General features: G+C 63.5%; 24 protein-coding genes and 1 tRNA gene. 15 read left to right on the top strand and 10 right to left on the bottom strand.

Annotated elements, in window-relative coordinates:
• Window positions 1-217: 217 nt before the first annotated feature.
• A complete protein-coding gene (gene nadB / locus E5221_RS22790) occupies window positions 218-1,822 on the top strand; it encodes an L-aspartate oxidase (RefSeq protein WP_013974000.1) in 1,605 nt (534 codons plus the stop codon).
• A 290-nt stretch (window positions 1,823-2,112) separates the two neighbouring features.
• On the opposite strand, the gene E5221_RS22795 is transcribed toward nadB, so the two are convergent.
• Both E5221_RS22795 and E5221_RS22800 read right to left on the bottom strand, forming a co-directional pair.
• Window positions 2,113-2,577, bottom strand: a complete 465-nt coding sequence (locus E5221_RS22795; RefSeq protein ID WP_100412747.1) for a protein YgfX — start codon at window positions 2,575-2,577, stop codon at window positions 2,113-2,115.
• Complete coding sequence (locus E5221_RS22800) at window positions 2,561-2,815, bottom strand: succinate dehydrogenase assembly factor 2 (protein WP_003252043.1); 255 nt, start codon at window positions 2,813-2,815, stop codon at window positions 2,561-2,563. Before E5221_RS22800 ends, E5221_RS22795 begins: the two co-directional genes overlap by 17 nt.
• A 133-nt stretch (window positions 2,816-2,948) precedes the next feature.
• Here E5221_RS22800 and E5221_RS22805 point away from each other — a divergent pair, with 133 nt between their 5' ends.
• Both E5221_RS22805 and E5221_RS22810 read left to right on the top strand, forming a co-directional pair.
• The gene (locus tag E5221_RS22805; protein ID WP_039613736.1) at window positions 2,949-3,890 is read left to right on the top strand and encodes a folate-binding protein YgfZ; all 942 of its coding nucleotides are present in this window, start codon (window positions 2,949-2,951) and stop codon (window positions 3,888-3,890) included.
• A 55-nt stretch (window positions 3,891-3,945) separates the two neighbouring features.
• Window positions 3,946-4,752 carry an HDOD domain-containing protein gene (locus tag E5221_RS22810; RefSeq protein WP_015271603.1) on the top strand — a complete coding sequence of 269 codons (807 nt, stop codon included), beginning with the start codon at window positions 3,946-3,948 and terminating at the stop codon, window positions 4,750-4,752.
• A 127-nt stretch (window positions 4,753-4,879) separates the two neighbouring features.
• On the opposite strand, the gene E5221_RS22815 is transcribed toward E5221_RS22810, so the two are convergent.
• Together E5221_RS22815 and E5221_RS22820 are read right to left on the bottom strand one after the other, a co-directional pair.
• Window positions 4,880-6,259, bottom strand: coding sequence for a sensor histidine kinase (locus E5221_RS22815; protein WP_041505629.1), 1,380 nt, complete (start codon window positions 6,257-6,259; stop codon window positions 4,880-4,882).
• The gene (locus tag E5221_RS22820; RefSeq protein WP_247846504.1) at window positions 6,252-6,923 is read right to left on the bottom strand and encodes a response regulator; all 672 of its coding nucleotides are present in this window, start codon (window positions 6,921-6,923) and stop codon (window positions 6,252-6,254) included. Before E5221_RS22820 ends, E5221_RS22815 begins: the two co-directional genes overlap by 8 nt.
• Before the next feature lie 200 nt (window positions 6,924-7,123).
• On the opposite strand from E5221_RS22820, the gene E5221_RS22825 reads away from it, so the two are divergent.
• The 5 genes from E5221_RS22825 (at window position 7,124) to E5221_RS22845 (ending at window position 12,578) form a co-directional block, all read left to right on the top strand.
• Window positions 7,124-8,413 carry an OprD family porin gene (locus E5221_RS22825; protein WP_247847761.1) on the top strand — a complete coding sequence of 430 codons (1,290 nt, stop codon included), beginning with the start codon at window positions 7,124-7,126 and terminating at the stop codon, window positions 8,411-8,413.
• A gap of 46 nt (window positions 8,414-8,459) precedes the next feature.
• A complete protein-coding gene (locus tag E5221_RS22830) occupies window positions 8,460-9,440 on the top strand; it encodes a tripartite tricarboxylate transporter substrate binding protein (protein ID WP_013974007.1) in 981 nt (326 codons plus the stop codon).
• Between the two features lie 137 nt (window positions 9,441-9,577).
• Entirely contained in the window at window positions 9,578-10,036 is a 459-nt protein-coding gene (locus E5221_RS22835; protein WP_015271606.1) for a tripartite tricarboxylate transporter TctB family protein, read from the top strand.
• 3 nt (window positions 10,037-10,039) lie between these two features.
• Window positions 10,040-11,554, top strand: a complete 1,515-nt coding sequence (locus tag E5221_RS22840) for a tripartite tricarboxylate transporter permease (RefSeq protein ID WP_013974009.1) — start codon at window positions 10,040-10,042, stop codon at window positions 11,552-11,554.
• The gene (locus tag E5221_RS22845; RefSeq protein WP_247846505.1) at window positions 11,547-12,578 is read left to right on the top strand and encodes an AbrB family transcriptional regulator; all 1,032 of its coding nucleotides are present in this window, start codon (window positions 11,547-11,549) and stop codon (window positions 12,576-12,578) included. Before E5221_RS22840 ends, E5221_RS22845 begins: the two co-directional genes overlap by 8 nt.
• 120 nt (window positions 12,579-12,698) lie before the next feature.
• On the opposite strand, the gene ung is transcribed toward E5221_RS22845, so the two are convergent.
• Window positions 12,699-13,391, bottom strand: a complete 693-nt coding sequence (ung, locus tag E5221_RS22850) for a uracil-DNA glycosylase (RefSeq protein ID WP_024087682.1) — start codon at window positions 13,389-13,391, stop codon at window positions 12,699-12,701.
• A gap of 126 nt (window positions 13,392-13,517) precedes the next feature.
• Between ung and E5221_RS22855 the strand changes: the two genes are divergently transcribed.
• Window positions 13,518-14,624, top strand: coding sequence for an enoyl-CoA hydratase/isomerase family protein (locus tag E5221_RS22855; protein WP_247846506.1), 1,107 nt, complete (start codon window positions 13,518-13,520; stop codon window positions 14,622-14,624).
• 147 nt (window positions 14,625-14,771) lie between these two features.
• Here E5221_RS22855 and E5221_RS22860 read toward each other — a convergent pair whose 3' ends face one another.
• Complete coding sequence (locus E5221_RS22860; protein WP_247846507.1) at window positions 14,772-15,224, bottom strand: hypothetical protein; 453 nt, start codon at window positions 15,222-15,224, stop codon at window positions 14,772-14,774.
• A gap of 143 nt (window positions 15,225-15,367) precedes the next feature.
• Here E5221_RS22860 and E5221_RS22865 point away from each other — a divergent pair, with 143 nt between their 5' ends.
• The 6 genes from E5221_RS22865 to E5221_RS22890 all read left to right on the top strand — a co-directional run bounded on the left by E5221_RS22865 (window position 15,368) and on the right by E5221_RS22890 (window position 20,902).
• A complete protein-coding gene (locus tag E5221_RS22865; protein WP_039613741.1) occupies window positions 15,368-15,580 on the top strand; it encodes a cysteine-rich CWC family protein in 213 nt (70 codons plus the stop codon).
• Window positions 15,581-15,589: 9 nt separating this feature from the next.
• Entirely contained in the window at window positions 15,590-16,282 is a 693-nt protein-coding gene (locus E5221_RS22870; protein WP_013974015.1) for a pseudouridine synthase, read from the top strand.
• 449 nt (window positions 16,283-16,731) lie between these two features.
• On the top strand, window positions 16,732-17,619 hold the full coding sequence (phaG, locus tag E5221_RS22875; protein ID WP_023662324.1) for a (R)-3-hydroxydecanoyl-ACP:CoA transacylase: 888 nt from the start codon (window positions 16,732-16,734) through the stop codon (window positions 17,617-17,619).
• A 111-nt stretch (window positions 17,620-17,730) separates the two neighbouring features.
• Window positions 17,731-17,804, top strand: a tRNA-Gly gene (locus E5221_RS22880).
• A 165-nt stretch (window positions 17,805-17,969) separates the two neighbouring features.
• Entirely contained in the window at window positions 17,970-19,676 is a 1,707-nt protein-coding gene (locus E5221_RS22885; protein WP_247846508.1) for a sulfate permease, read from the top strand.
• 215 nt (window positions 19,677-19,891) lie between these two features.
• The gene (locus tag E5221_RS22890; RefSeq protein WP_182329026.1) at window positions 19,892-20,902 is read left to right on the top strand and encodes a DUF4917 family protein; all 1,011 of its coding nucleotides are present in this window, start codon (window positions 19,892-19,894) and stop codon (window positions 20,900-20,902) included.
• A gap of 352 nt (window positions 20,903-21,254) precedes the next feature.
• Here the strand turns inward: E5221_RS22890 and E5221_RS22895 are convergent, their stop codons facing one another.
• Genes E5221_RS22895 through E5221_RS22910 form a run of 4 tightly spaced genes read right to left on the bottom strand, consistent with a single transcriptional unit; the run spans window position 21,255 to window position 25,720 of the window.
• Window positions 21,255-22,298: a tetratricopeptide repeat protein gene (locus tag E5221_RS22895; RefSeq protein WP_039613745.1), complete on the bottom strand. Its 1,044-nt coding sequence runs from the start codon at window positions 22,296-22,298 to the stop codon at window positions 21,255-21,257.
• A gap of 1 nt (window position 22,299) precedes the next feature.
• Window positions 22,300-23,268, bottom strand: a complete 969-nt coding sequence (locus E5221_RS22900; RefSeq protein WP_061550380.1) for a type II secretion system F family protein — start codon at window positions 23,266-23,268, stop codon at window positions 22,300-22,302.
• A 26-nt stretch (window positions 23,269-23,294) separates the two neighbouring features.
• Window positions 23,295-24,281 (bottom strand): type II secretion system F family protein, encoded by a 987-nt coding sequence (locus E5221_RS22905; protein ID WP_039613747.1) that lies wholly within the window; start codon window positions 24,279-24,281, stop codon window positions 23,295-23,297.
• Complete coding sequence (locus E5221_RS22910; RefSeq protein WP_039613748.1) at window positions 24,278-25,720, bottom strand: CpaF family protein; 1,443 nt, start codon at window positions 25,718-25,720, stop codon at window positions 24,278-24,280. Before E5221_RS22910 ends, E5221_RS22905 begins: the two co-directional genes overlap by 4 nt.
• Window positions 25,721-25,723: the final 3 nt, after the last annotated feature.

Consider the following 25,723-nt stretch of genomic DNA (forward strand, 5'->3'; position numbering starts at 1 on the left):
CGCCGCGGCAAGTTGTGGCGCGTGGGCAGCCTTCATAGGATTTCCGGCCATGTCGGAAAGTTCCCACAAAGGTTGTCGCGACCAGGCAAGTGCCATGGAAATTGGCCACCCGGGGCTGCTATAAAGGCAACCCGACCAGCTTTTACGATAGTTTCACAATGCCATCGGCGCGTGACTATTGTGCCGCGCCCCTTCCAAAGAATACTAGTGTCCCGACATGAGCCAACAATTCCAACATGATGTCCTGGTGATCGGCAGCGGTGCCGCCGGTCTCAGCCTGGCACTGAACCTCCCCAGCCACCTTCGAGTCGCCGTACTCAGCAAGGGCGACCTGGCCAACGGCTCGACCTTCTGGGCCCAGGGCGGTGTCGCGGCGGTGCTGGACAATACCGATACCGTGCAGTCGCATGTCGAGGACACCCTCAATGCCGGCGGCGGCCTTTGCCATGAAGACGCCGTGCGCTTTACCGTCGAGCACAGCCGCGAGGCCATCGAGTGGCTGATCGAGCAAGGCGTGCCCTTTACCCGCGACGAGCACTACAGCGTCGACGACGGCGGCTTCGAGTTCCACCTGACCCGCGAAGGCGGCCATAGCCACCGGCGCATCATCCACGCCGCCGACGCCACCGGCGCAGCCATCTTCACCACGCTGCTGGAGCAGGCCCGCAAACGCCCGAATATCCAGTTGCTGGAGCAGCGCGTGGCGGTCGACCTGATCACCGAACGCCGCCTCGGCCTGCCCGGCGAGCGCTGCCTGGGTGCCTACGTGCTCGACCGCAACACCGGCGAGGTGGACACCTTCGGTGCGCGCTTCACCGTGCTGGCCACTGGCGGTGCGGCCAAGGTGTACCTGTATACCAGCAATCCCGACGGTGCCTGCGGCGACGGCATCGCCATGGCTTGGCGGGCTGGCTGCCGGGTGGCGAACCTGGAGTTCAACCAGTTTCACCCGACTTGCCTGTACCACCCACAGGCCAAGAGCTTCCTGATCACCGAAGCCCTGCGTGGCGAAGGTGCCCTGCTGCGCCTGCCCAATGGCGAACGCTTCATGCCACGCTTCGACCCGCGCGAAGAACTGGCGCCGCGCGACATCGTGGCCCGCGCCATCGACCACGAGATGAAGCGCCTGGGCGTGGACTGCGTATACCTGGATATCACCCACAAGCCGGTCGACTTCATCAAGAGCCACTTTCCCACCGTGTACGAGCGCTGCCTGGCCTTCGGCATCGACATCACCCGTCAGCCGATCCCGGTGGTGCCAGCGGCGCACTACACCTGCGGAGGGGTGATGGTCGACGACCGCGGCCACACCGACGTGCCGGGCCTGTATGCCATTGGCGAAACCAGCTTCACTGGCCTGCACGGCGCCAACCGCATGGCCAGCAACTCGCTGCTGGAATGCTTCGTCTATGGCCGTGCCGCCGCCGCCGACATCCAGGCGCACCTGGATGAGGTGACCATGCCCAAGGCCCTGCCCGGCTGGGACGCCAGTCAGGTAACCGATTCGGACGAGGACGTGATCATTGCGCACAACTGGGACGAACTGCGGCGCTTCATGTGGGACTACGTCGGCATCGTGCGAACCAGCAAGCGCCTTCAGCGAGCGCAGCACCGCATTCGCCTGCTGCTGGACGAAATCGACGAGTTCTACAGCAACTACAAAGTCAGCCGCGACCTGATCGAATTGCGCAACCTGGCGCAGGTGGCCGAGTTGATGATCCTGTCGGCCATGCAGCGCAAGGAAAGCCGCGGACTGCATTACACCCTGGATTACCCGGGGATGCTGGACGAGGCCAAGGACACCATCCTTAGTCCGATCTAAGTCCGGCCCCTGGCGCGGCATTTCAGCGCCTGCGAGATCGAGCGCCGCCCGCGCGGCGCTTCGCAGCACAAGGCTGCTCCTACATCTGTTTCGGGCCAGTAACGCCTGTGCCTGCGCACGCGACCGCCTTGTTTGCCCGACACGATATCGAGGCGTACGCCAGGGGCCGCGTGCCGCGCTCACAGGAATAACTGGCCCGAAACAAACGGTAGGAGCAGCCTTGTGCTGCGAAGCGCCGCGCGGGCGGCGCTCGATCTCGCAGGCGCTGAAGCTGCCACGACGAACACCTGTCAGCCCTGACTCGCCCCCACCCCTGCCCACCTGCGCCGGCTGAATTTCAACCGCACCCGCAAGCGCCTGTGCTCATCAGCCCCCAGCGCATCACGCGGCACACATTGGCTCTCCCCTAACCAGCGCCCCGCCCGCACAAAGCGCAACACCACCAGCGCCGGCAACGCCACGCTGTCCCGGCACAAGCGCACCGGCTGCCAGCCACGGGCACGGCTGAACACCTGCCAGCCGCGCACATCACGGCGCAGGCCGACAACGGCATGCTCATGCGTCAGCAGAATACGTCGGGGAATGGCCCAGCCAGCGTGGGCAATACAGGCGGCGACAACAGCAAGGGCCGACCACCCGGGCAGCGGGCTCGCCCATACGGCGAACCACGCCAGTACCTGGCAACCCAGGTAGGCCGCCAGCAGCAGGCGCGAGCCTTGCCAGCGGCACTCGAAGCACTCACTTGGGCTGGACACGGTCCAGGATGATGCGGACCATGCGCTGCAGCTCCGGGTCTTCGGACTCGGTACGCTCCATGAACCAGCCGAACATGTCCTGATCCTCGCAGCTCAACAGACGCACGTAGAGTTCGCGGTCGGTTTCGTTGAGCGTGGGGTAGACTTCCTGGGTGAAAGGCACCAGCAGTACGTCCAGTTCCAGCATGCCGCGGCGGCTGTGCCAGAAAAGCCGGTTGAGTTCAGTTTGTTCGACCATGGGGCCCTCCTCGAATGGCCCGCCAGTATACAGCCAGGCGAGCGAAGCGACACCGGGCGTTGGTCTAGTCAACTACCTATTTTGTTACCGGCGTTCTATGATGGCCGCCAGTCTTTAGCCACCGCGATGACCCATGGCCGATTCCGCTTTCTTCTGCCCCCTGTCCCACGAGGGCATCCTCGCCGTCCGCGGCTCCGATGCAGGCAAGTTCCTGCAAGGCCAGCTGACCTGCAACATCAACTACCTCAGCCCGGAACACGCCAGCCTCGGCGCCCGCTGCATGGTCAAGGGGCGCATGCAGTCGAGTTTCCGCATCCTGCCCGAAGGCAACGGCTACCTGCTGGCCATGGCCAGCGAGCTGCTCGACGCCCAGCTGGCCGACCTCAAGAAGTACGCCGTGTTCTCCAAGGCCACGCTGACCGATGAAAGCGCTGCCTGGGCACGCTTCGGCCTGCAAGGCGGCGATGCGGCGCTGCAGGCCCTGGGGCTCGATGTGCCTGCGGCAGCCGGTAGCACCGTGCGCCACGACGGGTTGATCGCCATCGCCGTGTCCGCCGACCGCGTGGAACTGTGGGTACCGGCAGACAACGCCGACCGCGTTCGCCAGGCGCTGGCCACCGCGCTGCCCGAAGGCAGCCTGGACGACTGGCTGCTGGGGCAGATTCGCGCCGGTATAGGCCAGGTCATGGGACCGACCCGCGAGCTGTTCATCCCGCAGATGATCAACCTGCAGGCCGTCGACGGCGTCAGCTTCAAGAAAGGCTGCTACACCGGTCAGGAAATCGTTGCCCGCATGCAGTACCTGGGCAAGCTCAAGCGCCGCCAGTACCGCCTGGCACTGGACCAGCAGGCCATTCCGGCCCCGGGCGTCGAGATCTTCTCGCCTACCCATGGTTCGTCGGTCGGTGAGGTGGTCATTGCTGCCAGCAACGGCACAGGCTGCGAACTGCTCGCGGTGCTAAGCGCCGAAGCGGTGGAAGACGACAACCTGCACCTGGGCAGCCTCGAAGGCCCACGCCTGCAGGTGTTGACCCTGCCCTACGAACTGGACCGCGACCGGGAAATCCAGCGCTGACCAGCCTGCCCCGCCTACATGGCGGGGCCGCACCACCACTGCGGTAGACACGCCCATGAACAAGCTGGCCGAGATGGTTCAAGCACAGTTGCTCGATGCCATCGAAAAGGATGACCTGGTCCTGCCGACCCTGCCCGAGGTTGCCTTGAGCATCCGCGAGGCGGCGGAAGACAGCGAGATCAGCGTAGCGGCCCTGAGCAAGGTGATCGGTCGCGATGCGGCCCTTTCAGCGCGCCTGATCAAAGTCGTCAACAGCCCGCTGCTGCGCGCGGCGGTCGAGGTCACCGACCTGCACACTGCCATCACGCGGCTGGGCATCAACTACAGCTGCAACCTGGCCATTGGCCTGGTGATCGAGCAGATTTTCCACGCACGGGCGCCGGCTGTGGAGCAGAAGTTACGCGATATCTGGGCCAACAGCCTGGATGTTGCGGGCATCAGCTACGAAATCTGCCGGCGCTTTACACAACTCAAACCCGACCAGGCCACCCTTGGCGGGCTGGTCAACCAGATTGGCGCGCTGCCGGTACTGATCTACGCCGAAGAGCACAACGAACTGCTGTCCGACCCGGTGTGCCTACACTACGTGATCGAACAGATCCAGCCAGTGCTCGGCGACAAGATCCTCAAGGCCTGGGAGTTTCCGGAGCAACTGGTCAACCTGCCGAGCCAGGTGCAGGACCTGGACCGGCAGACTGACAAGATCGACTACATCGACATCGTGCAGATCGCCCGCTGCATCAGCCAGCGAGGCCGCCACCGACCGCTGGCGGCACTGCCGGCATACCGCCATCTGGGCCTTCCGTACGGCACCGAGCTTGAAGTGGGTGAACTGATCGAGGCGCGGAGCATGTTGCGCTGACCGGTGTCAGCCTGTTCGGCCCTCTTCGCGGGCAAACCCGCTCCTACAGGGACCGCGCCGCTGCTGAAGGCTGCGCTGTACCTGTGGGAGCGGGTTCACCCGAGAAAGGGCCGGTACAGGCAACACATCAATCCGCGATAAAACTCACCCGCACCCGCAACCCGCCCTTCGCACCGTCATGCAGGCTCACCTGTGCCAGGTGCGCCCGGCAGATCTCGCCGACAATCGCCAAGCCAAGCCCACTGCCCTGCGCACTGCGCCGGTAGAAGCGCTCGAATACCCGCTCACGCTCGGCCTCGGGAATCCCCGGTCCGTCATCCTCCACCTCCAGTACCGCCGGCGCCAGCACTCGCAAGATCACGTTGCCGCCAGCCGGCGTATGCGCCAAGGCATTGTCCACCAGGTTGCTCAACAGTTCGTTGAGCAGCGTCGGCTCCCCCTTCAGCCACACCGGCGCCTCGGCCTCCAGGGCCAGCGCCACCCCGCGCTTGTGCGCCAGCGGTGCCATGGCCATGCCCAGCTCACGAGCCAACTGGCTCAGGTCCAGGCGCTGCGCGCCGCCTTCTGCAATCGCGCGCGCACCGTTCTCGACCCGCGCCAGCGACAGCAGCTGGTTGGCCAGATGGGTCAGGCGGTCAGTGCCCTGGGCCGCGGACTCCAGTGTCTGCCGCCACTCCTGCGGCTCGCCCGAACGCAGGCCCAGTTCGACACGTGCCTTCAGCGCGGCCAGTGGCGTGCGCAACTCGTGGGCAGCGTCCGCGATGAACTGCGCCTGGCGCTCGAACTGGCCGCGCAAACGCTCGGTGAAATGGTTCAAAGCCCGCACCAGCGGGCCCAGCTCCCGCTGCACTTGCACCACCGGCAAGGCCCTCAGGTCGTCCGGCTGGCGCTCTTCCACCGCCGTGCGCAGGCGCTCCAGCGGCCGCAACGCGGCACTCACGGCAAACCACACCATCACCAGCGCGCCCAGCGCCAGCATCCCCAGGCGCAGCAGGGTATCGGCCATCAGGCCACGGGCCATGCGCACCCGCGCTTCCTCGGTCTCGGCCACACGGATTTCCGCCATGCCGTTCATGTTCGGCTCGCTCACCGGCTTCAGCAGGCTGACCACGCGCACGTCCTGGCCCAGGTAGGTGGCGTTGTAGAACCGCGCCAGCGCCGGGTAGTCGTCGGTACGCGGCGTGCCCGGCGGCGGTGCTGGCAGGTTCTCGTAGCCGGAAATCAGCCGCTGCTGGATGTCCAGCACCTGGTAGTAGATGCGCCCGGCACTGTCGTAGGCGAAGGTGTCCAGGGCCACGTAGGGCACATCCGCGCTCAGCGAACCGTCACGCTGGGACAGGCCTGCGGCAATGGTCCTTGCCGAGGCCAGCAGGGTCCGGTCGTAGGCAGTATCGGCGGCCTCGCGGCCGTTCCAGTAGGCGCTCAGGCCGCTGGCCAGCATCAGCACCACCAGCAGCAAGGCCAGGTTGCCGAGCAAGCGCCCGCGCAGGCTGCCGTTGTCACGCATCGCGGTGCTCGAGCAGATAGCCCAGGCCACGGAAGGTGACGATGGCCACCGGGTGGCCGTCGAGCTTCTTGCGCAGGCGGTGTATGTAGATTTCGATGGCATCGGGGCTGGCCTCTTCGTCCAGGCCGAACACCTGGGCGGCCAGTTGCTCCTTGCTCATCACCCGGCCCGGTCGGGCGATCAGCGCTTCCAGTACGCTCTGTTCGCGCGAGGTCAGGGTCAGGTTTTCGCCACCCAGGGCGAAGCGCCGGGTGTCCAGGTCGTACACCAGCGGCCCGCAGCGTTGCTGGCGCTCGCCACCGAGCACGCTGCGCCGCAACAGGGCCTTGACCCGCGCTTCCAGCTCGGTCAGCTCGAACGGCTTGGCCAGGTAGTCGTCAGCGCCCAGGTTCAGCCCATGAACCCGGTCCCTGACGTCGCTACGCGCGGTCAGCATCAGCACCGGCAGGGTCTTGCCACGGCTGCGCAGGCGCGCCAGCACCTCGAAGCCGTCCATGCGCGGCAAGCCGACATCCAGCACGGCCACGGCGTACTCCTCGCTGGCCAGGGCCAGGTCGGCGGCCACGCCGTCATGCAACACATCAACGGTCAGGCCATGGCTTTTCAAGGCCTGGGCCACGCTTTCAGCCAGTTGCAGGTGGTCTTCGACCAGCAGCACACGCATCGGATTCTCCCTGCTCGGGTGGGACGGTGGCGCGGAGTGTACCGCTGTCGGCAGGCCTGTGAAGCCCTGTCGACAAACCTTTCACGCTGAAAGGTTAGCGAAAGGTTGGTTACCTAGCATCGCACCACGGTCGCCCTACGCGCCGAAAAAAAGCACCAGCAAGGTGCAACGAATAAGAACAATAAACGGAGCCATCAGTGATGCTGTCATCGCAGCCGCAGGCGTTCGCGCCTACCCGTTCCTTTGCCGCACGCCCCTCCGCCATCGTCAGCGCCCTTGCGCTTGCCGGTGTCGCGCCGATGAGCCAGGCCGCCTTCTTCGAAGACAGCACGGCCACCTTCGAAACCCGCAACATGTACTTCAACCGCGACTTCCGCGACGGCACCAGTGCGCAGCAATCCAAGCGCGACGAGTGGGCCCAGGGCTTCATGCTCAACTTCGAGTCTGGCTACACCGATGGCACCGTGGGCTTCGGCCTGGATGCGCTGGGCATGCTCGGCATCAAGCTCGACTCCAGCCCCGACCGCACCGACACCGGCCTGCTGCCGACGCACGATGACGGCAAGGCCGCCGACGAGTACTCCAAGCTCGGCCTGACCGGCAAGGTGAAGGTGTCGCAGACCGAACTGAAGATCGGCACGCTGATCCCCGAACTGCCGACCCTGCAGCCCAACGATGGGCGCATCCTGCCGCAAACCTTCGAAGGCGGCCTGCTCACCTCGAAGGAGGTCAAGGGCCTGACCTTGACCGGAGGCCGACTGGACAAGGCCAAGGACCGCAACGACACCAACTGGGAAGACCTGGCCCTGAACAACAAGAACGGCCGCTTCGGTGGCTCGTTCAGCGCCGACAACCTGGACCTGGCCGGCCTCGACTACCAGTTCACCGATCGCATCACCGGCAGCTACCACTTTGCCCAGCTCGACGATATCTACCGCCAGCACTTCATCGGCATGGTCGCCACCCAGCCATGGGGCCCGGGCACCTTCGGCGCCGACCTGCGCCTGGCCGTGAGTGACGACGCCGGCGCCGCCAAGGCCGGCAACATCGACAACACCACCGTCAACGGCATGCTCAGCTACGCCCTGGGCGGGCACAAGGTCAGCGCCGCCTGGCAGCAATTGTCAGGCGACAGCGCCTTCCCGTACGTCGATGGTGCCGACCCGTACCTGGTCAACTTCGTCCAGATCAACGACTTCGCAGGCGCCGACGAGCGCTCCTGGCAGGCGCGCTACGACTACAACTTCGCCGCGCTTGGCGTGCCCGGCCTGACCTTCATGACCCGCTACATCAGCGGCGACAACGTCAGCCGCGCCGCCGGTGGCGAGGGCAAGGAGTGGGAACGCGATACCGAAATGAAGTACGTGGTACAAAGCGGCCCGTTGAAGAACGTCGCCGTGCGCCTGCGCAACGCCACCTTCCGCTCCAACTTCGCCCGCGACGCGGACGAGGTGCGGCTGCTGGTGAGCTACAGCGTGGCGCTGTGGTAACCCCATAGCGATAACTTGATAACAACAACGCTCACGGAGAAAGACGATGACCTACTCACTGCGCCGCCTCGTCCTCGCTACCGGCTGCCTGCTGCTGGCCGGCAACGCCCTCGCTGCCGAACCGAAACGCCCAGAATGCATTGCCCCCGCCTCACCCGGCGGCGGCTTCGACCTGACCTGCAAACTGGTGCAGAGCGCCCTGGTGCAGGAAAAAATCCTCACCAAGCCGATGCGCGTCACCTACATGCCCGGCGGTGTTGGTGCGGTGGCCTACAACGCCGTGGTCGCCCAGCGTCCGGCCGATGCCGGCACCCTGGTGGCCTGGTCCAGCGGTTCGCTGCTGAACCTGGCCCAGGGCAAGTTCGGCCGCTTCGACGAGAACGCGGTGAAATGGCTGGCCGCCGTCGGCACCAGCTATGGCGCCATCGCAGTGAAAAGCGACTCGCCCTACAAAACCCTCGACGACTTGGTCGCGGCGTTGAAGAAAGACCCGAGCAAGGTGGTGATCGGCTCCGGCGGTACCGTCGGCAGCCAGGACTGGATGCAGACCGCCCTGATTGCCAAGGCCGCCGGCATCAACCCGCGTGACCTGCGCTACGTCGCCCTGGAAGGTGGCGGCGAGATCGCCACGGCGTTGCTGGGCGGACATATCCAGGTAGGCTCGACCGACATCTCCGACTCCATGCCGCACATTCAGAGCGGCAACATGCGCATCCTCGCGGTGTTCTCGGAAAAGCGCCTGGACGAGCCCGAGATGAAAGACATCCCCACCGCCAAGGAACAGGGTTACGACATCGTCTGGCCAGTGGTACGCGGCTTCTACCTGGGGCCAAAGGTGAGCGACGAGGAATACGCCTGGTGGAAGCAGTCATTCGACAAGATGCTGGCTTCGGAAGACTTCGCCAAGTTGCGTGACCAGCGCGAACTGTTCCCGTTCGCCATGACCGGTGCAGAGCTGGATGGCTATGTGAAGAAGCAAGTGGCTGACTACAAGACACTGGCCAGGGAGTTTGGCCTGATCCAGTAACACGCCAACGCCCTTTCACCGACCCTGTGGGAGCGGGCGCGCCCGCGAAGAAGACACCGCGGTGCCTGGCACCGGCGTTGCCGGTGTTCGCGGGCATGCCCGCTCCCATAGGGTCCGTGCTCAATGAGGACTCTCTGATGATCCTGCAACGCATCTTCGCCCTGGCCCTGCTGGCGGTGTGCGCCGCCCTGGCCGTTATGGCCTGGCCTTACCAGGCGGCGTTTTCCTATGAACCGGTGGGCCCGCGCGCCTACCCGCTGTTGACGCTCGGCCTGCTCGGCCTGGGCCTGCTGTACCTGGTGTTCCGCCCCACCCCCATCGTGCGCAAGGACGACGAACCGGAACTGGACCGCGAGACCCTGATCAAGATCGCCGCCTGCGTCGGCCTGCTGATCGTGTTCGCCAGCACCTTCGAAGCCCTGGGCTTCATCCTCAGCGCCATCCTGGTCGGCGTGCCCATGGCCCGCCTGTACGGCGGCCGCTGGCTGCACAGCGCCATCGTGGTGGCGGGCATGAGCCTGTTTCTCTACTGGCTGTTCGACCGCGTGATGGACGTGCCCCTGCCCCTTGGCCTGCTGAGCGTACTGGAGAACTGACACATGGATACCTTGAGCTACCTGGGCCAGGGCTTCGGCGTCGCCCTGTCCCCCTACAACCTGGTCACCGCCCTCACCGGCACGCTGATCGGTACCGTGGTCGGCCTGCTGCCGGGCTTGGGCCCGATCAACGGCGTGGCCTTGCTGATTCCCATCGCCTTCGCCCTCGGCCTGCCGCCGGAATCGGCGCTGATCCTGCTGGCAGCGGTGTACCTGGGCTGCGAGTACGGCGGACGCATCAGTTCGATCCTGCTGAACATCCCCGGCGAAGCCTCGACCGTGATGACCACTCTCGATGGCTACCCGATGGCCCGCAATGGTCTGGCTGGCGTAGCGCTGTCGCTGTCGGCCTGGAGTTCGTTCATCGGTGCGCTGATCGCCACCTGCGGCATGGTGCTGTTCGCACCGCTGCTGGCGAAATGGGCAATCGCCTTCGGCCCGGCGGAGTACTTCGTGCTGATGGTGTTCGCCATCGTCGCCCTCGGCGGCATGGCCGGCGACAAGCCGCTGAAAACCTTCATTGCCGCTTTGATCGGCCTGTTCCTGTCGGCAGTCGGCATCGATGCCAACAGTGGCGTGTACCGCTTCACCGGCGACAGCGTGCACCTGGCCGACGGCATCCAGTTCGTGGTACTGGTGCTGGGCCTGTTCTCCATCAGCGAAATCCTCCTGCTGCTGGAAAAGACCCACCATGGCCACCAGGCAGTCAAAGCCACCGGCCGCATGCTGTTCAACTTCAAGGAAGCGGCCTCGGTGTTCGTGGTCAACATCCGCTGCGGCCTGCTTGGCTTCATCATGGGTGTGCTGCCTGGTGCCGGTGCAACACTGGCCAGCGCCGTGGCCTACATGACCGAAAAACGCCTGGCGGGCGACAAGGGCAAGTTCGGCAAGGGCGACGCCCGCGGCCTGGCCGCACCGGAAACCGCCATCGGCGCCTCCTGCTGTGGCGCCCTGGTACCGATGCTGACCCTGGGCGTACCTGGCTCGGGCACCACCGCGGTGATGATCGGCGCGCTGACCTTGTACAACATCACCCCAGGCCCGCTGTTGTTCGAACAGCAGCCAGACATCGTCTGGGGCCTGATCGCCTCGCTGTTCGTCGCCAACATCATGCTGGTGATCCTCAACATCCCGATGATCCGCATCTTCACCCGCATCCTCGCCGTGCCAAACTGGGCGCTGGTACCGGTGATCGCCATCATCACCGCGATCGGCGTTTACGCCGTGCATGCCACTACCTTCGACCTGTTCCTGATGGTCGGTATCGGCATCATGGGCTATATCCTGCGCAAGCTGGACTTCCCGCTGTCGCCGATCCTGCTCGGTTTCATCCTCGGTGGCTTGATGGAGCAGAACCTGCGCCGGGCGCTGTCGATCTCCAACGGCGAACTGGGCATCCTCTGGTCGAGCCCGATCAGCATGTCGGTATGGGTACTGACCATTTGCATGCTGACCCTGCCGCTGCTGCGCATCTGGCGCAAACGCAGCCTGCAGCGCCGGGCGATGGCCGATGCCTGATCGCTCGTTGCCGTTGTTTGTCGCGACCGGGCTGGTCGGCCTTGCTGGCGGTTTTGCCGCCAGCAAGGTCGGCTGGCCTTTGCCGTGGATGGTCGGCTCGTTGCTGGCGATCATCCTGGTGCGCTGCCTGACACCCTGGCAACTGCCGGAAATCCCCAATGGCCGCAAATGCGGGCAATGCATCATCGGTATCGGCATTGGCCTGCACTTCACCCCGGCGGTGATCGAGCAGGTGGCCAGCCATTTCGCACTGATCTTCTTCGGCGCGCTGTTCACCACCTTGTCCAGCGTGATCAGCGTATGGCTGCTGCGGCGCACCGGTGAAGACCGTGCCACGGCGTTCTTCGCCAGCATGCCGGGCGGTTCGGGGGAGATGGTCAACCTTGGCGCCCGCAATGGCGCAGTGCTCAGCCAGGTGGCGGCGGCGCAAAGCCTGCGCGTACTGGCGGTGGTACTGTGCGTGCCGGCGCTGTTCAAGTTCCTGCTGGGTGACGGGGTACCGCTGAATCACACCGGCAGTGTGAGCTGGGGCTGGCTGGCGCTGATTACACCGCTGGGCGTTGCCGTCGCCCTGCTGTGGCAGCGCTTGCGCCAGCCCAACCCGTGGTTGTTCGGGCCATTATTGGTCGCAGCCACCGTGAGCCTGGCGGGCGACCTGCAGATAACCCTGCCCAATGGCGCCAGCCAGATCGGCCAGTGGTTGATCGGCAGCGGCCTGGCCTGCCACTTCAACCGCGCGTTCTTCCGCCGCGCACCGTCGTTCCTGGGCCGCACCCTGGTGGCCACGGCGTTGTGCATGGCGATTGCCGGCAGTGCCGCATGGGTGCTGAGCATGATGACCGCGCTGGATCTGCGTTCGCTGACATTGGGGATGATGCCGGGCGGAATTGCCGAGATGAGCCTGACGGCGGAGACCCTGCAGCTGTCGGTGCCGCTGGTGACGGCGCTGCAGGTGATGCGCTTGTTGTTTGTGCTGTTTCTGGCAGAGCCGTTGTTCCGGGTGTGGAACGCAACCCCGGAATGACTGTGACGGCCTCTTCGCGGGTAAACCCGCTCCCACAGGGACCACACAAGCCCTGAGGGTAGTGCAGAACCTGTGGGAGCGGGTTCACCCGCGAAGAAGGCAACGCGACATTTCAGGCCTTTACAAGGGTGGCAATGCCCAGTTGATCGGCGCCAGCCCGCGCTGCTCGAGGAAACTGTTGGCCCGGCTGAAATGCCCGCACCCCAGGAACCCACGGTAAGCCGACAACGGTGATGGATGCACCGATTTCAGCACCAGGTGCTTGGTCCCGTCGATCAGCTTCTGCTTGCTTTGCGCATGCGAGCCCCACAGCAGGAACACCACGTTCGGGCACTGCTCGCTAACCACCTGGATGACCCGGTCGGTAAAGAACTCCCAGCCCTTCTTGGCATGCGACGCGGCATTGGCGCGCTCCACGGTCATGGTCGTGTTGAGCAACAGCACACCCTGCTCGGCCCAGCTCTGCAGGTAGCCATGACTGGCAATCGGGATGTTCAGGTCGCGCTGCAGCTCCTTGTAGATGTTGACCAGCGACGGTGGCGTGGCCACACCCGGCTGCACCGAGAAGCACAGGCCATGCGCCTGGCCCGGCCCGTGGTAAGGGTCCTGGCCAAGGATGACCACCTTCACCTGGTCCAGCGGCGTCGAGTTGAGCGCATTGAAGATCAACGGCCCTGGCGGGTAGATCTCTTTGCCGGCGGCGTACTCGCTGCGCAGGAACTCGCGCAACTGATGCATGTAGGGCTGGTCGAATTCCGCGCGCAAGGCGGCCTTCCAGCTGGGTTCGAGTTTGATGCGATCGTCGTCAGTCATGGGGCCTTCCATAAACAATGGCGCGACACTAGGTAAGCCCTTCCCGCTTGTCAAACGATCCGACCGACGACCGGCATGTTCGGCCAGGCAAGCCATACTTGGGCGATGACTTGCGCGAGGTAGTCCATGGCCATTCATTGCGAGGTACTCACCGGCGCCGATGGCGCCCGCATCGGCATCGCCACCCTGGATGCGCCCAAGGCGCTCAATGCGCTGAGCCTGCCGATGATCGAGGTATTGGGCGAACAGTTGCACGCCTGGGCTCGCGACCCGGGGATTGTCTGCGTGCTGCTGCGCGGCAACGGTGCCAAGGCCTTCTGTGCCGGCGGTGATGTGCGTGCGCTGGTACAAGCCTGCCGCGACCACCCTGGTAGCGTACCCCCGCTGGCCGCCACCTTCTTCGCCGCCGAATACCGCCTGGACTTTGCCCTGCACACCTATCCCAAGCCGTTGCTGTGCTGGGGGCACGGGCATGTGCTGGGTGGTGGCATGGGCCTGCTGCAGGGCGCCAATGTGCGTATTGTCACCCCCAGCAGTCGGCTGGCCATGCCGGAAATCAGCATCGGCCTGTATCCGGATGTAGGCGCCAGCTGGTTCCTTGCCCGCCTGCCGGGCAAGCTGGGGTTGTTCCTCGGCCTGACGGGTGCGCCGATCAATGCCCACGACGCCCTGGACCTGGGCCTGGCCGACCGATTTCTGGGCGAGTACCAGCAAGAGGCGCTGATCGAGGAACTGCTGCAACTGAACTGGCAGGAACAGACCGCTCTGCAACTGAACAGCCTGCTCAAGGCCGAACAGCACCGCGTCTGCGCCGAGTTGCCCGAGGCCCAGTGGCTACCAAGGCGACAGGTGATCGATCAGTTGCTCGACGTGGCCGACGCAGCTGCCGCCTGGCGTGCGCTGGAGGGGCTCAAGCATCACGGCGACCCGCTGCTGGCAGATGCCGGCCAACGGTTGCATGAAGGTTGCCCACTGACCGCACACCTGGTGTGGGAACAGATCCGTCGGGCACAGCACCTGTCGTTGGCGCAGGTGTTCCAGATGGAATACAACATGAGCCTGAACTGCTGCCGCCACCCGGAATTCAGCGAAGGCGTGCGTGCGCGCCTGCTGGACAAGGACAACCAGCCGCACTGGCACTGGCCCGATGTGGCGCAAGTACCGGCGGCGGTGGTGGAGGCGCATTTTGCCAAGGTGTGGGAGGGGCGGCATCCGCTGGCGGATCTCGGGTAGCTTCGAGAAGTTGGGGCTGCATTGCAGCCCATCGCGACACAAGGCCGCGCCCACAGGTACAGCGATGGTTTCCAATGCTGCGCCGTACCTGTGGGAGCGGCCTTGCGTCGCGAAAGGGGCGCAACGCGCCCCCGGTTTTCAATTCACCTACCGCTGCCAGTTCCCCCCTTGCCCGTGCCCACGCCGCCCATCCCCGCGTCGGTCACTATCCCCCCGCCCGCTGGAGTGCCAACGGTCATTCTGCTGATAGCGCTGGCTGCCATCGCGATAATCATGACGATCCCGGTCGCGCCCATAGTCATACCGCTGGCGGTTGCCATAGTCGTTGCGTGGGTTGCCATACCATTGCTTCATCCCCGGCTGCGGATGAGACCGGTAGTGAGGCGCGGGCGCCGAGCGGTAGTAGTAGCGTGGCGCAGGCTGATAGTAATAACGGGGCTGCGGCGCTACGTAATAGCGGTCATAGCGGTAATAATCCGGTGACACATAACGGTCGGAGTAGTAGTGGTCCGATCGGTAATAGCCCCCGCTCTCGTAGTACGGAACGCAGGCGGAAGTCATCAGCCCCAGCAGGGCGATCAACAGGATTCGATAGGACATGGCGGCCTCCTGGACCGCTGGAGTGCCCGAACAGCGGCGCTGGCGAGCGTCGATGCGAAATGCGATCATCGACACTGAATAAGACAGTGCCGCCAAGGTGCAGTGCCATTTCTGCAACAATTTGATACAGGTGAATGGCAGCCATGCCCGACAACCAGCACTGCCCCGCTTGTGGCGCCCTCAACCAGTGCAGCTTGGCCGATCCGCGCCGAGCCACCCAGGCCTGCTGGTGTTACAGCGTGACCATCGACCCTGCCGTGCTCAAAGCCCTGCCCGCCGAGCTGCGCGACAAAGCCTGCCTGTGCCCGCGCTGCGCCGCCGTCGAAGAACAACTTCGCTCCCCCGCTTCCGACTGACCGTTTGCCATGCGCCTCGACCGTTTCCTCGCCAACCTGCCCAGCCACAACCGCCAGCAAGTCCGTCTGATGCTGGCGCAACGCCGTGTGCGGGTGGATGGCCAAGTGGTCAGCGACCCACTGGCCGAAGTGCGCGAATTCAGCCGCGTGGAGCTGGACGACCAGCTGCTGCAGGCTGGCCGCCCGGCACGCTACCTGATGTTGCACAAGCCCGCAGGCTGCGTCAGCGCCACCCAGGACCCGCAACACCGCACCGTGCTCGACCTGCTGCCAGCCGGTTTGCGTGAGGACCTGCACATTGCCGGGCGGCTGGACTTCAACACTACGGGCTTGATGATCCTGACCAACGATGGCCAATGGTCACGCCGGCTTACCCAGCCCGCGACCAAGCTGCCCAAGCACTACCTGGTGCAAACCGAGGACGAGATTGGCGAGCACTATGTGGCCAAGTTCCTCGAGGGCTTCTACTTCGCTTTCGAAGACCTCACCACCCTGCCCGCCCAGCTGAACATCCTCGGGCCGCGCCAGGCACGGCTGTCGATCATCGAAGGGCGCTATCACCAGGTGAAGCGCATGTTCGGCCATTTCGACAACAAGGTGGTGGGGTTGCATCGGGAGAGCATGGGGGCGATCCGGCTTGACCCGGGGTTAGCGCCTGGGGCGTTTCGTGAGCTGACGGCGGATGAAATAGCGACGGTCTAATCAGCCTGTACCGGCCTCTTCGCGGGCACGCCCGCTCCCACAGGTACACCACAGGCCTCCGGGCTGGTGTGAACCCTGTGGGAGCGGGCGAGCCCGCGAAGAGGCCGGACCAGACAGATCAGGGGTCGTCATACGACCGCTCAGCGACAAAAGTCACATTTTCCCCCGAACGGCACTTGCGGGATTCCCGACCCACTGCTTGAATCCAAATCGTCAGTCTGCATGTGACTACCAAGTCACGACCGCAGTCGAAGACACTTTTTGCCGGCCACCCAGGGCCTCGATGCCTTGGGGCACGGCGAATTGCCCGCCAAAAACAATACCGTCGACGCACGTGCCAAGGATCGACACAGGGCCCCCCGGTTTCTCTTCAGGCAAATGCCTACCTGTCATAAAGAACGTGCACCCTAGGTGACGCGAATACCCTTTTTGCGCCAGGAGTCGATGACATGAGGCCAGAAATCGCTGTACTTGATATCCAAGGTCAGTATCGGGTTTACACGGAGTTCTATCGCGCGGATGCGGCCGAGAATACGATCATCCTGATCAATGGCTCGCTTGCCACCACGGCCTCGTTCGCCCAGACGGTACGTAACCTGCACCCGCAGTTCAACGTTGTACTGTTCGACCAGCCATACGCTGGCAAATCCAAGCCGCACAATCGCCAGGAACGCTTTATCAGCAAGGAGACCGAAGCGCATATTCTCCTCGAGCTGATCGAGCACTTCCAGGCAGACCACGTGATGTCGTTCTCGTGGGGTGGCGCAAGTACGCTGCTGGCGCTGGCGCACCAGCCGCGGGGCGTGAAGAAGGCAGTGGTGAGTTCGTTCTCACCGGTGATCAACGAACCGATGCGCGACTACCTGGACCGTGGTTGCCAGTACCTGGCCGCCTGCGACCGTTATCAGGTCGGCAATTTGATCAACGACACCATCGGCAAACACCTGCCGTCACTGTTCAAGCGCTTCAACTACCGCCATGTCAGCAGCCTGGACAGCCACGAGTATGCGCAGATGCACTTCCACATCAACGAGGTGCTGCAACATGACCTGGGGCGGGCGCTGGATGGTGCACGCAATATCGACATCCCGGTACTTTTCATCAATGGTGACCGCGACGAGTACACCACGGTCGAAGATGCGCGGCAGTTCAGCAAGCACGTGGGCCGAAGCCACTTCAGCGTGATCCGCGATGCAGGCCACTTCCTGGATATGGAACACAAGGCCGCTTGCGAGGACACTCGCAGTGTCATGCTGGGGTTCCTGAAGCCAACCGTGCGTGAACCTCGTCAACGTTACCAGCCTGTAAAACAGGGGCAGCATGCATTGGCCATCTGAGCAACTCGGCGTCCTGTGGCTCAAACCCGCAAACCATAGGGCGCCGACAAGCTTTTTAATAACTTGGGCTTCTAATTCGTTGAGGGTTCTGGTAAAAAGTGCTGCGCAAACGCGGGTATAGTTTAGTGGTAAAACGAAAGCTTCCCAAGCTTTAGTTGAGGGTTCGATTCCCTCTACCCGCTCCACATCGCATTCCCGCATGGCGTTCCAGCAACGTCATCGCTGTCAAAAGGAGCCCAGGCTCCTTTTTTCGTTTCTCCCCCCTCCCTTTGACCTGCCCCATGGCCATTTGCCTGCCGATCCGCTTCAATGCGTGGATGGATTCGTGAAGCATTTCGAAAGGACGACGCATGTTTCTCTCCCGCTGGCTACCGGGCCTTGCCAACCTGCTGCACTACCGCCGCGAGTGGTTCCACGCCGACCTGCAGGCCGGCCTCTCGGTGGCGGCGATCCAGATTCCCATTGCCATCGCCTACGCGCAGATCGTCGGCCTGCCGCCGCAGTACGGCCTGTATGCCTGTGTGCTGCCGATGATGGTCTATGCCCTGATCGGAAGCTCGCGCCAGCTGATGGTCGGCCCAGACGCCGCTACCTGCGCGATGATCGCCGGCGCCGTGGCGCCGTTGGCCATGGGCGAGCCGCACCGGATTGCCGAGCTGTCGGTGATCGTCACCTTGCTGGTCGGAGTAATGCTGATCGCGGCTGGGGTGGCCCGGGCCGGGTTCATCGCCAGCTTCTTCTCGCGGCCGATCCTGATCGGTTATCTCAACGGTATCGGCCTGAGCCTGATCGCCGGGCAGTTGTCCAAGGTGGTGGGGTTCAAGATCGAGGGCGACGGTTTCATCCTCAGCCTGATCAACTTCTTCCAGCGCCTGGGCGAAATCCACTGGGTGACGCTGCTCATCGGCATCGCCGCACTGGGCCTGCTGATCTGGCTGCCACGACGCTACCCCAAGCTGCCTGCGGCGCTAACTGTAGTGGCGCTGTTCATGCTGCTGGTCGGCCTGCTCGGCCTTGACCGCTTTGGCGTCGCCATTCTCGGCCCGGTACCTGCCGGCATCCCGCAGCTGGCCTGGCCACACAGTAACCTGGCAGAAATGAAAAGCCTGCTGCGCGACGCCCTGGGTATCGCCACCGTCAGCTTCTGCAGCGCCATGCTCACCGCACGCAGCTTTGCCGCCCGGCACGGCTACGCGATCAACGCCAACCACGAATTTGTCGCCCTGGGCGTAAGCAACCTGGCTGCCGGGGTTTCCCAGGGCTTTGCCATCAGTGGTGCAGACTCGCGCACTGCGGTCAACGACATGGTCGGTGGCAAGAGCCAACTGGTGGGCATCATCGCAGCACTGGTCATCGCCCTGATCCTGTTGTTCTTCACCGCGCCGATGGCGTGGATCCCGCAGGCCGCGCTGGGTGCCGTGCTGCTGATGGCAGGCTGGGGGCTGATCGACATCAAGTCGCTGAAGCATATCCGCCGCCTGAGCCGCTTCGAGTTCTGGCTGTGCCTGCTGACCACGGTCGGTGTGCTGAGCCTGGGCGTGCTGCCCGGCATCGTGTTTGCCGTGACCCTGGCGATCCTGCGCCTGCTGTACAGCATCTATCAGCCCACCGACGCAGTGCTGGGCTGGCTGCCCGGCACCGAAGGCCAGGTGGACATCCGCAAACACAAGGATGCCCGCACCGTGCCAGGCCTGGTGGTGTACCGCTTCGACGACGCGATCCTGTTCTTCAACGCCGACTACTTCAAGATGCGCCTGCTCGAAGCGGTGCAGAGCCAGGAACGGCCCAGGGCCGTGCTGTTCGATGCCGAAGCGGTAACCAGCATCGACGTCAGCGGAATCGCCGCCCTGCGCGAAGTGCGCGACACCCTGGCCGCGCAGGGCATCTTCTTCGCCATCGCCCGCGCCCGCGGCACCTTTCTGCGCATGCTGGTGCGCTCGGGGATGGCCCGGGAGATGGAGGACAAACTGCTGTTCGGCTCGGTGCGGGCGGGCATTCGCGCCTATCGGGTTTGGCGTAACAGGAGTCGCGTTGAGCAACGGGCTGAACAAGGTTGAAGCATTGCGTCGTTGCTACTGGCCATATCGCCAGCAAGCCGGCTCCCACAGGTACTGCACTGCTCTCAAGGCCTGTGGCGAACCGTGGGAGCTGGCTTGCCGGCGATAGGGCCAGTACAGGCTGCACAAAGCAGTTGCCTGGACACCAACCCTCGCACACTTTGCATGACATGCTAAAGTCGCCCCCGTTCCCGCTCCACCCAACGGACCCCAGCATGCCCGCACTAGACGCCACCCTCCCCCCCTGGCCGGAACTCGCCGCCCGCCACCCTTGCGACGCCCTGCTGCTGGGCAACGGCGCCAGCCGCGTGCTGTGGAAGCCGTTCGGCTACTTCTCGCTGTTCGAGGAAGCGCAACGTGCCGGGCGCAAGAAAGGCCTGGCCGTCAGCGACCAGGCACTGTTCAAGTCACTGGGTACGGAACTGTTCGAGCCGGTGCTCAGCGCCCTCAACACCACCGTGCGCACCAACGCCGCGCTGGCCATCAACTCCACCGCGCCGCTGAACCGCTACTATTCGATCAAGGAAGCGCTGATCCACGCCGTACGCACAGTGCACCTGCCGTGGCCACTCATGCCGGCCACGACCCTGGCAACCCTCAACCAGGCCCTGCGCGGCTACCGCAGCGTCTACACCAGCAACTACGACCTGCTGCTACCGTGGGCCGTGCAACACGCCCCGCAGGGTTTCGCCGAACTGTTCGACGAGCAAGGCTTCTTCGACGTGCGCCGCACCAACGGCGAAGGTACGCGGGTACTGCACCTGCATGGCGGCCTGCACCTGCTCAAGCTGCCCGACGGCACCACCCGCCAACGCAGCGCCGACAGCGCCGAACTGCTCGATGGTTTTGCCGTGAACATCCCGGGCGAAGTGCCGCTGTTCGTCAACGAAGACCGCAGCGACGAGAAGCTGCGCGCCATCCGCAACTCTGACTACCTGGGCTGGTGCCTGGGGCAACTGGCGCGGGAAAGCCAGGGGCTATGCCTGTTCGGGCTGCACCTGGACAGCAGTGACCAGCATCTGCTCGAAGCCATCCGACAGGCCCGGCCGAAGCATCTGTCGATTGCCATACGGCCATTGAGCGAGGCATCGGTGATCAACCAGAAGCAGCATTTTGTCGACAGGTTCGGGGATATGCCGGGGACAGTGCTGCACTTCTTTGATGCCAGTACGCATCCGTTGGGGCCAGCAGCGTTGGCTATTGAAGCACCGCTCACCCACAGGTGAAGTGGACCGCCGGCAAGCCAGCTCCCATAGAACAACACATGACTCATTGGTTCTGCGAGGTTCTGTAGGAGCAGCCTTGTGCTGCGAAGAGGCCGGTACTGACAAAGCCTGTCTGTTGCTTGTACCGGCCTCTTCGCAGCACAAGGCTGCTCCTACAAAGGCCGCGTCAGACGAGCGATATTTGTTCTCTGCGCGACAGCGCAGCCCAAAAGGGCTGGGCAATCTCCCACAGGGATCGCGCAACTCCTGAATTCTGCGCGGTACCCGTGGGAGCCGGCTTGCCGGCGATGGGCTGCGTAGCAGCCCCGTTTACGCTATCTGACAGGCATCAGCGCTTGCCCGCAGAACCCCATCAAGGCGCCGACGCGGTTGTCACCTGCACGGCCGGGCCAACTGCAACCGGCTCGGGCATCGCTACATCGCCGCCCAGCTGGCGGATTTGCCGAATCTGCTGGACCCTGTTCAGGTTTTCCCAGGCGACGGGGTAGTGCCCCGGCGACAACTCGATCGCGCTGCGGAAGAACTGCTCGGCCACATCCAGCTTACCTTCCACCAGGCAGACATAGCCGACATCATTGCTGGCCTCGGCACGCTTTTCGACCTGTTCGAAGGCAGACACAGCCTCCTCATAGCGCCCCATGCGAGCCAGCAGCAGTCCATAGTTGCGCCACAGCGGCTTGTAGGTGCCGTCGTAGCTCACCCCACGCTTGTACCTGAGTTCAGCTTCAGACCATTGCCCGGCCATGTAGTAGGAATACCCCAGGCTGTTCTGCACCAACGCCGAACGTGGATCGATGAGTTCGGCCAGGCGGTAGTAGGTTTGCGCCTCGGCGAAGTTGTCGGCCAGATCCGCCAACACCCCCAGCCCGTTATAGGCCTTGAGCGGTGACTTGCCGTCGACCCTGAGCGCAGCCGCCCCTGTCTGGCTGTTGGCCGGGTCCTTGACGAAGCGTTTCTGATCCACGGCAACTGCTTTCAACAGCATTGCCTTGGCCTGCTCATGTTTACGCATGGACAGGTTCAGCAGGCCCATTTCCGTCAGGGCATCGGGGTTATCAGGTGCCTTGCCCAGTACCTCGGTGAAGGCCATCTCGGCAAGCTGGTTATTGCCGCGCTCGCGGTGAATACGGCCAACCCAGACCAGGGCTTCATAACGTTCGGGCTCCAGCTCAAGGACGCGCAGGTACTGGTACAGTGCCTGGTCCAGGTCACCGGCCTGGTAAGCCATCGCGGCCATCTGCATTGCCTGGTCGGGCGAGTTGCTCTGCGACTGCACCTGATAGAGCACCGAATTGCCACCGGAGTAGACAGAACGCACCCCATTCAGGTCAGGCCCCGTGCTCTGGCACCCCGAAAGCACGGCTATCATGGTCAACAGCAAACTGATCCTGTTCATGTCATGGATTCCCGAACGTTCTAAGTATCCCGATGATCACCGGGCCGATGGCAACCAGAAAAAAGCTTGGCCACAAACAGAAAATTAGCGGAAAAACCAGCTTCGTTCCGATTTTCGCGCCCATTTCTTCTGCGGCCTGCATGCGCCGGTCACGAAACTCCTCGGCATAGATGCGCAAGGTAGCCGCTACACTGGTGCCGAAGCGGATGCTTTGGGCCAACAGGCTGACCAGGCCCTGAATGTCTTCCAGGCCAGTGCGATCTGCCAGTTGCCTGAGCGCTTCGGTACTGGAAATGCCGGCGCGGATCTGCGCATTGACCAACGCCAGCTCCTCGGCCAGTTCGGCTTGGCTGACCGCCATTTCTTCGGCCACTCGTTCGATAGCCTGGGGTAACGCCAGACCCGACTCTACGCAAACCACCATCAGGTCCAGGGCATCGGGAAAGGCCGCGCGCAACCGGCCCTGCCGAGCATTCTTGCGCTTGTCGATGTACACAGCCGGCAGCAGCCATCCGACGGCAGCGCCCATGGCTACCAGTCCCATGATCTTGAGCGGGGAAAGATTGGGAACCAGCGGCAGTATCAACAACGAGATACCCATCAGCATCAACGGCAGCAGCAAACGCACCGCCCAGTACACCTGTACCGCTGAAGCCGAGCCGTATCCAGCATGGGTCAACAGGGCTCGGGTGGCTGACACTTGCCCCTCCGTAGACGGGGTAACGCGCCGACCTACACGCTCCAGTAGAAGCTGCAGGCTTCCTGGCGGCTCCCGACCGGCCGCGGCGCTGGAGTGGTCACGCTTGATCAATGCAAGACGGCGTTGCAGTGGGCTCTGCAGCCCCAGCACCAGCAACGTCACGGTAATAACCGCAATGACCGTGCTCATCCCGATCGCACCAACGATCAGCAGGCGTGCCAATGCCTCACTGTCCGTCACCCCACTCAACAAACCGAGCAAATAGTCCATGACCGACGCCCCCGTGCGAGAACTGCCTAGATCTGGATACGAATGATTTTACGAATCCAGAAAATCCCCACCAACATGGAGCCAAAAGCCCCCATGACCAACATTTGCCCAGTGGGATCCTTGATCAGCAACGTCAGATAGTCCGGGCTGGTAATAATGATCGCTGCCGCCAACAGGAAGGGTATGGCCACCAACACCCAAGCCGACATTCGCCCTTCGGCCGACATTGTCTTGATCTTGCGCTGAAACCGGAAACGCCCGCGTATCAAATTGCTCAGCCGTTCCAGTACTTCCGTCAGGTTGCCGCCAGTCTCACGGTGAATGAGGATCGAGGTGACCAGCATCATCACCGTCATGCTTGGCATCCGCTCCAGAAGGCCAAGCATGGCCCTGCGTACATCATTACCGTAGTTGATATCGGCGAAAGTCAGACCGAATTCATGCGCAACAGGTCCCTTGTGTTCATCTGCCACCAAACGCAGGGTTTCATTGAAGGGGTGCCCGGCGCGCAACGCCCGGCACATGGCTTCCAGCGCATCGGGCAAGCCCTCCTCGAACTTGGCGAAACGCCTGCCACGGTCATGGGAGATTTTCAGCAGTGGCAGCCAGAACGCCACGAACGCTGCCGCCAGCGCCAGCCACCAGTAAGGGAAGAACATCCAGGCCAGCATCCCGGCAGCCGCTGCCAGAGCCAACCCCAGCAGCAGTACCCGATAGGCCCGGTACTCATGGCCGGCCTGCTCGATCAGTTGCGTCAGCGTCGCCATGAAGGGCAATTGCTCGAGCCGCGCCTCCAGCGGCGACAAGCGCGTCAGGTATTTCTGCCGCAGCACGGTCTGCATGTTCGGCAGATGACTTGCTCGCTCCAGGAGCACAAGTCGGCTGCGGATACGCTTGCGTACCTTGCCCGCCTCGCCGAACACCGGGACCACCAGGCCTTGGCTGAGAAGAAACACGGCAACGAACACCATGCCAAGAAATATCAGGATGTATTCACCAGGTATCTGGCTCATGATTGACGAGCCTCCATCCATTCAGGCCTGAACATCGACAAAGGCAACTCGATCCCGCGCTTGGCCAAGGCATCGCGAAAGGCCGGGACCATGCCACTTGGCCGAAAGTCACCAAGTACCTGGCCCTGCTCGCCCACACCACTGCGAACAAAAGAGAAGATCTCGGTCATCGTGATGATTTCACCCTCCATGCCGTTGATCTCCTGCACACTGACCAACCGCCGCTTGCCGTCTTCCTGCCGCTCCAGCTGGATCACCACATCGATGGCCGATGCGATCTGTTGACGCATGGCCTTGATCGGGAACGTGGCACCAGACATCAAGACCATGTTCTCGACCCGGCCCAACGCATCGCGCGCGGTATTGGCGTGGATCGTGGTCAACGAGCCATCGTGGCCGGTGTTCATCGCCGTCAGCATGTCCAGCGCCTCGGCGCCGCGCACCTCACCGATCACGATACGGTCCGGGCGCATCCGCAGGCTGTTGCGCACCAGCTCACGCTGGCCCACCTCGCCACGCCCCTCGATGTTCGCAGGCCGCGTTTCCAGGCGCACCACATGCGGCTGCTGCAGTTGCAGCTCGGCCGAGTCCTCGATGGTGACGATGCGCTCGTTATGGGGAATGAAACTGGACAGCACATTGAGCATGGTGGTCTTGCCGCAGCCGGTGCCGCCGGAGATCAGCACGTTCAGCCGCCCCCGCACGATCGCCTTGAGCAGCAACGCGATGGCCGGGGTCAGGGCGCCCGCCTGGATCAGGCTGTCGACGTTGAGCAGGTCCACCGCAAAGCGGCGTATCGAGATACTTGGCCCGTCGATGGCCAGCGGCGGGATGATCGCATTGACCCGTGAACCATCCTTGAGCCGCGCATCTACCAACGGCGAAGACTCGTCGATACGCCGGCCCAGGCTGGAGACGATGCGGTCGATGATGTTCAGCAGGTGCTGATCATCGCGAAAACGCACATCGGTTCGCTGCAACTTGCCGAACCGTTCGACGTACACCGAGTCATGGCCGTTGACCAGAATGTCGGACACCGTATGGTCGGCCAGCAGCGGCTCCAGCGGGCCAAGGCCAAGCACTTCGTCAGTGATCTGCTTGATGATCAACTGGCGGCTGGCAGAGCTCACCGGCGCCGAATGCTCGTCAAGCAGACGCTGGCAGATATCGCGGATCTGCCGCACGGCCTCGGCCTGCTCGAGCGAGTCGAGCAAGGACAGGTCCATGACCTTGAGCAGTTGCGCATAGGTTTTTTCCCGCCACTCGGCTTCCACCGATGTGACCTGGCTTTTCGTTTCAAACAGAACATCCGGTGCCGAATGTTCCCACGCCATCAGCGCCTCTGCCGGGTCCTTAGCGCCGCCACCCTGCTTCGACGGCGTCGATGCCTCGGGGGTGACTGCCTGTTTGCGCAAACGGTTACGGAAATCGCTAAGCATGGT

The sequence above is a fragment of the Pseudomonas sp. A2 genome, assembly GCF_023100865.1.
Lineage (GTDB): Bacteria > Pseudomonadota > Gammaproteobacteria > Pseudomonadales > Pseudomonadaceae > Aquipseudomonas > Aquipseudomonas asiatica.

Bases quoted from the DNA above. Each gene is read 5' to 3' on its own strand.
- E5221_RS22870 (WP_013974015.1), top strand. From the start codon at position 15,590: ATGCGCCTCGACCGTTTCCTCGCCAACCTGCCCAGCCACAACCGCCAG.
- E5221_RS22855 (WP_247846506.1), top strand. From the start codon at position 13,518: ATGGCCATTCATTGCGAGGTACTCACCGGCGCCGATGGCGCCCGCATC.
- E5221_RS22845 (WP_247846505.1), top strand. From the start codon at position 11,547: ATGCCTGATCGCTCGTTGCCGTTGTTTGTCGCGACCGGGCTGGTCGGC.
- E5221_RS22860 (WP_247846507.1), bottom strand. From the start codon at position 15,224: ATGTCCTATCGAATCCTGTTGATCGCCCTGCTGGGGCTGATGACTTCC.
- E5221_RS22910 (WP_039613748.1), bottom strand. From the start codon at position 25,720: ATGCTTAGCGATTTCCGTAACCGTTTGCGCAAACAGGCAGTCACCCCC.
- E5221_RS22895 (WP_039613745.1), bottom strand. From the start codon at position 22,298: ATGAACAGGATCAGTTTGCTGTTGACCATGATAGCCGTGCTTTCGGGG.
- E5221_RS22890 (WP_182329026.1), top strand. From the start codon at position 19,892: ATGCCCGCACTAGACGCCACCCTCCCCCCCTGGCCGGAACTCGCCGCC.
- E5221_RS22885 (WP_247846508.1), top strand. From the start codon at position 17,970: ATGTTTCTCTCCCGCTGGCTACCGGGCCTTGCCAACCTGCTGCACTAC.
- E5221_RS22800 (WP_003252043.1), bottom strand. From the start codon at position 2,815: ATGGTCGAACAAACTGAACTCAACCGGCTTTTCTGGCACAGCCGCCGC.
- E5221_RS22840 (WP_013974009.1), top strand. From the start codon at position 10,040: ATGGATACCTTGAGCTACCTGGGCCAGGGCTTCGGCGTCGCCCTGTCC.
- E5221_RS22815 (WP_041505629.1), bottom strand. From the start codon at position 6,259: ATGCGTGACAACGGCAGCCTGCGCGGGCGCTTGCTCGGCAACCTGGCC.
- E5221_RS22820 (WP_247846504.1), bottom strand. From the start codon at position 6,923: ATGCGTGTGCTGCTGGTCGAAGACCACCTGCAACTGGCTGAAAGCGTG.
- E5221_RS22900 (WP_061550380.1), bottom strand. From the start codon at position 23,268: ATGGACTATTTGCTCGGTTTGTTGAGTGGGGTGACGGACAGTGAGGCA.
- E5221_RS22810 (WP_015271603.1), top strand. From the start codon at position 3,946: ATGAACAAGCTGGCCGAGATGGTTCAAGCACAGTTGCTCGATGCCATC.
- ung (WP_024087682.1), bottom strand. From the start codon at position 13,391: ATGACTGACGACGATCGCATCAAACTCGAACCCAGCTGGAAGGCCGCC.
- E5221_RS22865 (WP_039613741.1), top strand. From the start codon at position 15,368: ATGCCCGACAACCAGCACTGCCCCGCTTGTGGCGCCCTCAACCAGTGC.
- nadB (WP_013974000.1), top strand. From the start codon at position 218: ATGAGCCAACAATTCCAACATGATGTCCTGGTGATCGGCAGCGGTGCC.
- E5221_RS22905 (WP_039613747.1), bottom strand. From the start codon at position 24,281: ATGAGCCAGATACCTGGTGAATACATCCTGATATTTCTTGGCATGGTG.
- E5221_RS22825 (WP_247847761.1), top strand. From the start codon at position 7,124: ATGCTGTCATCGCAGCCGCAGGCGTTCGCGCCTACCCGTTCCTTTGCC.
- E5221_RS22830 (WP_013974007.1), top strand. From the start codon at position 8,460: ATGACCTACTCACTGCGCCGCCTCGTCCTCGCTACCGGCTGCCTGCTG.
- E5221_RS22835 (WP_015271606.1), top strand. From the start codon at position 9,578: ATGATCCTGCAACGCATCTTCGCCCTGGCCCTGCTGGCGGTGTGCGCC.
- phaG (WP_023662324.1), top strand. From the start codon at position 16,732: ATGAGGCCAGAAATCGCTGTACTTGATATCCAAGGTCAGTATCGGGTT.
- E5221_RS22805 (WP_039613736.1), top strand. From the start codon at position 2,949: ATGGCCGATTCCGCTTTCTTCTGCCCCCTGTCCCACGAGGGCATCCTC.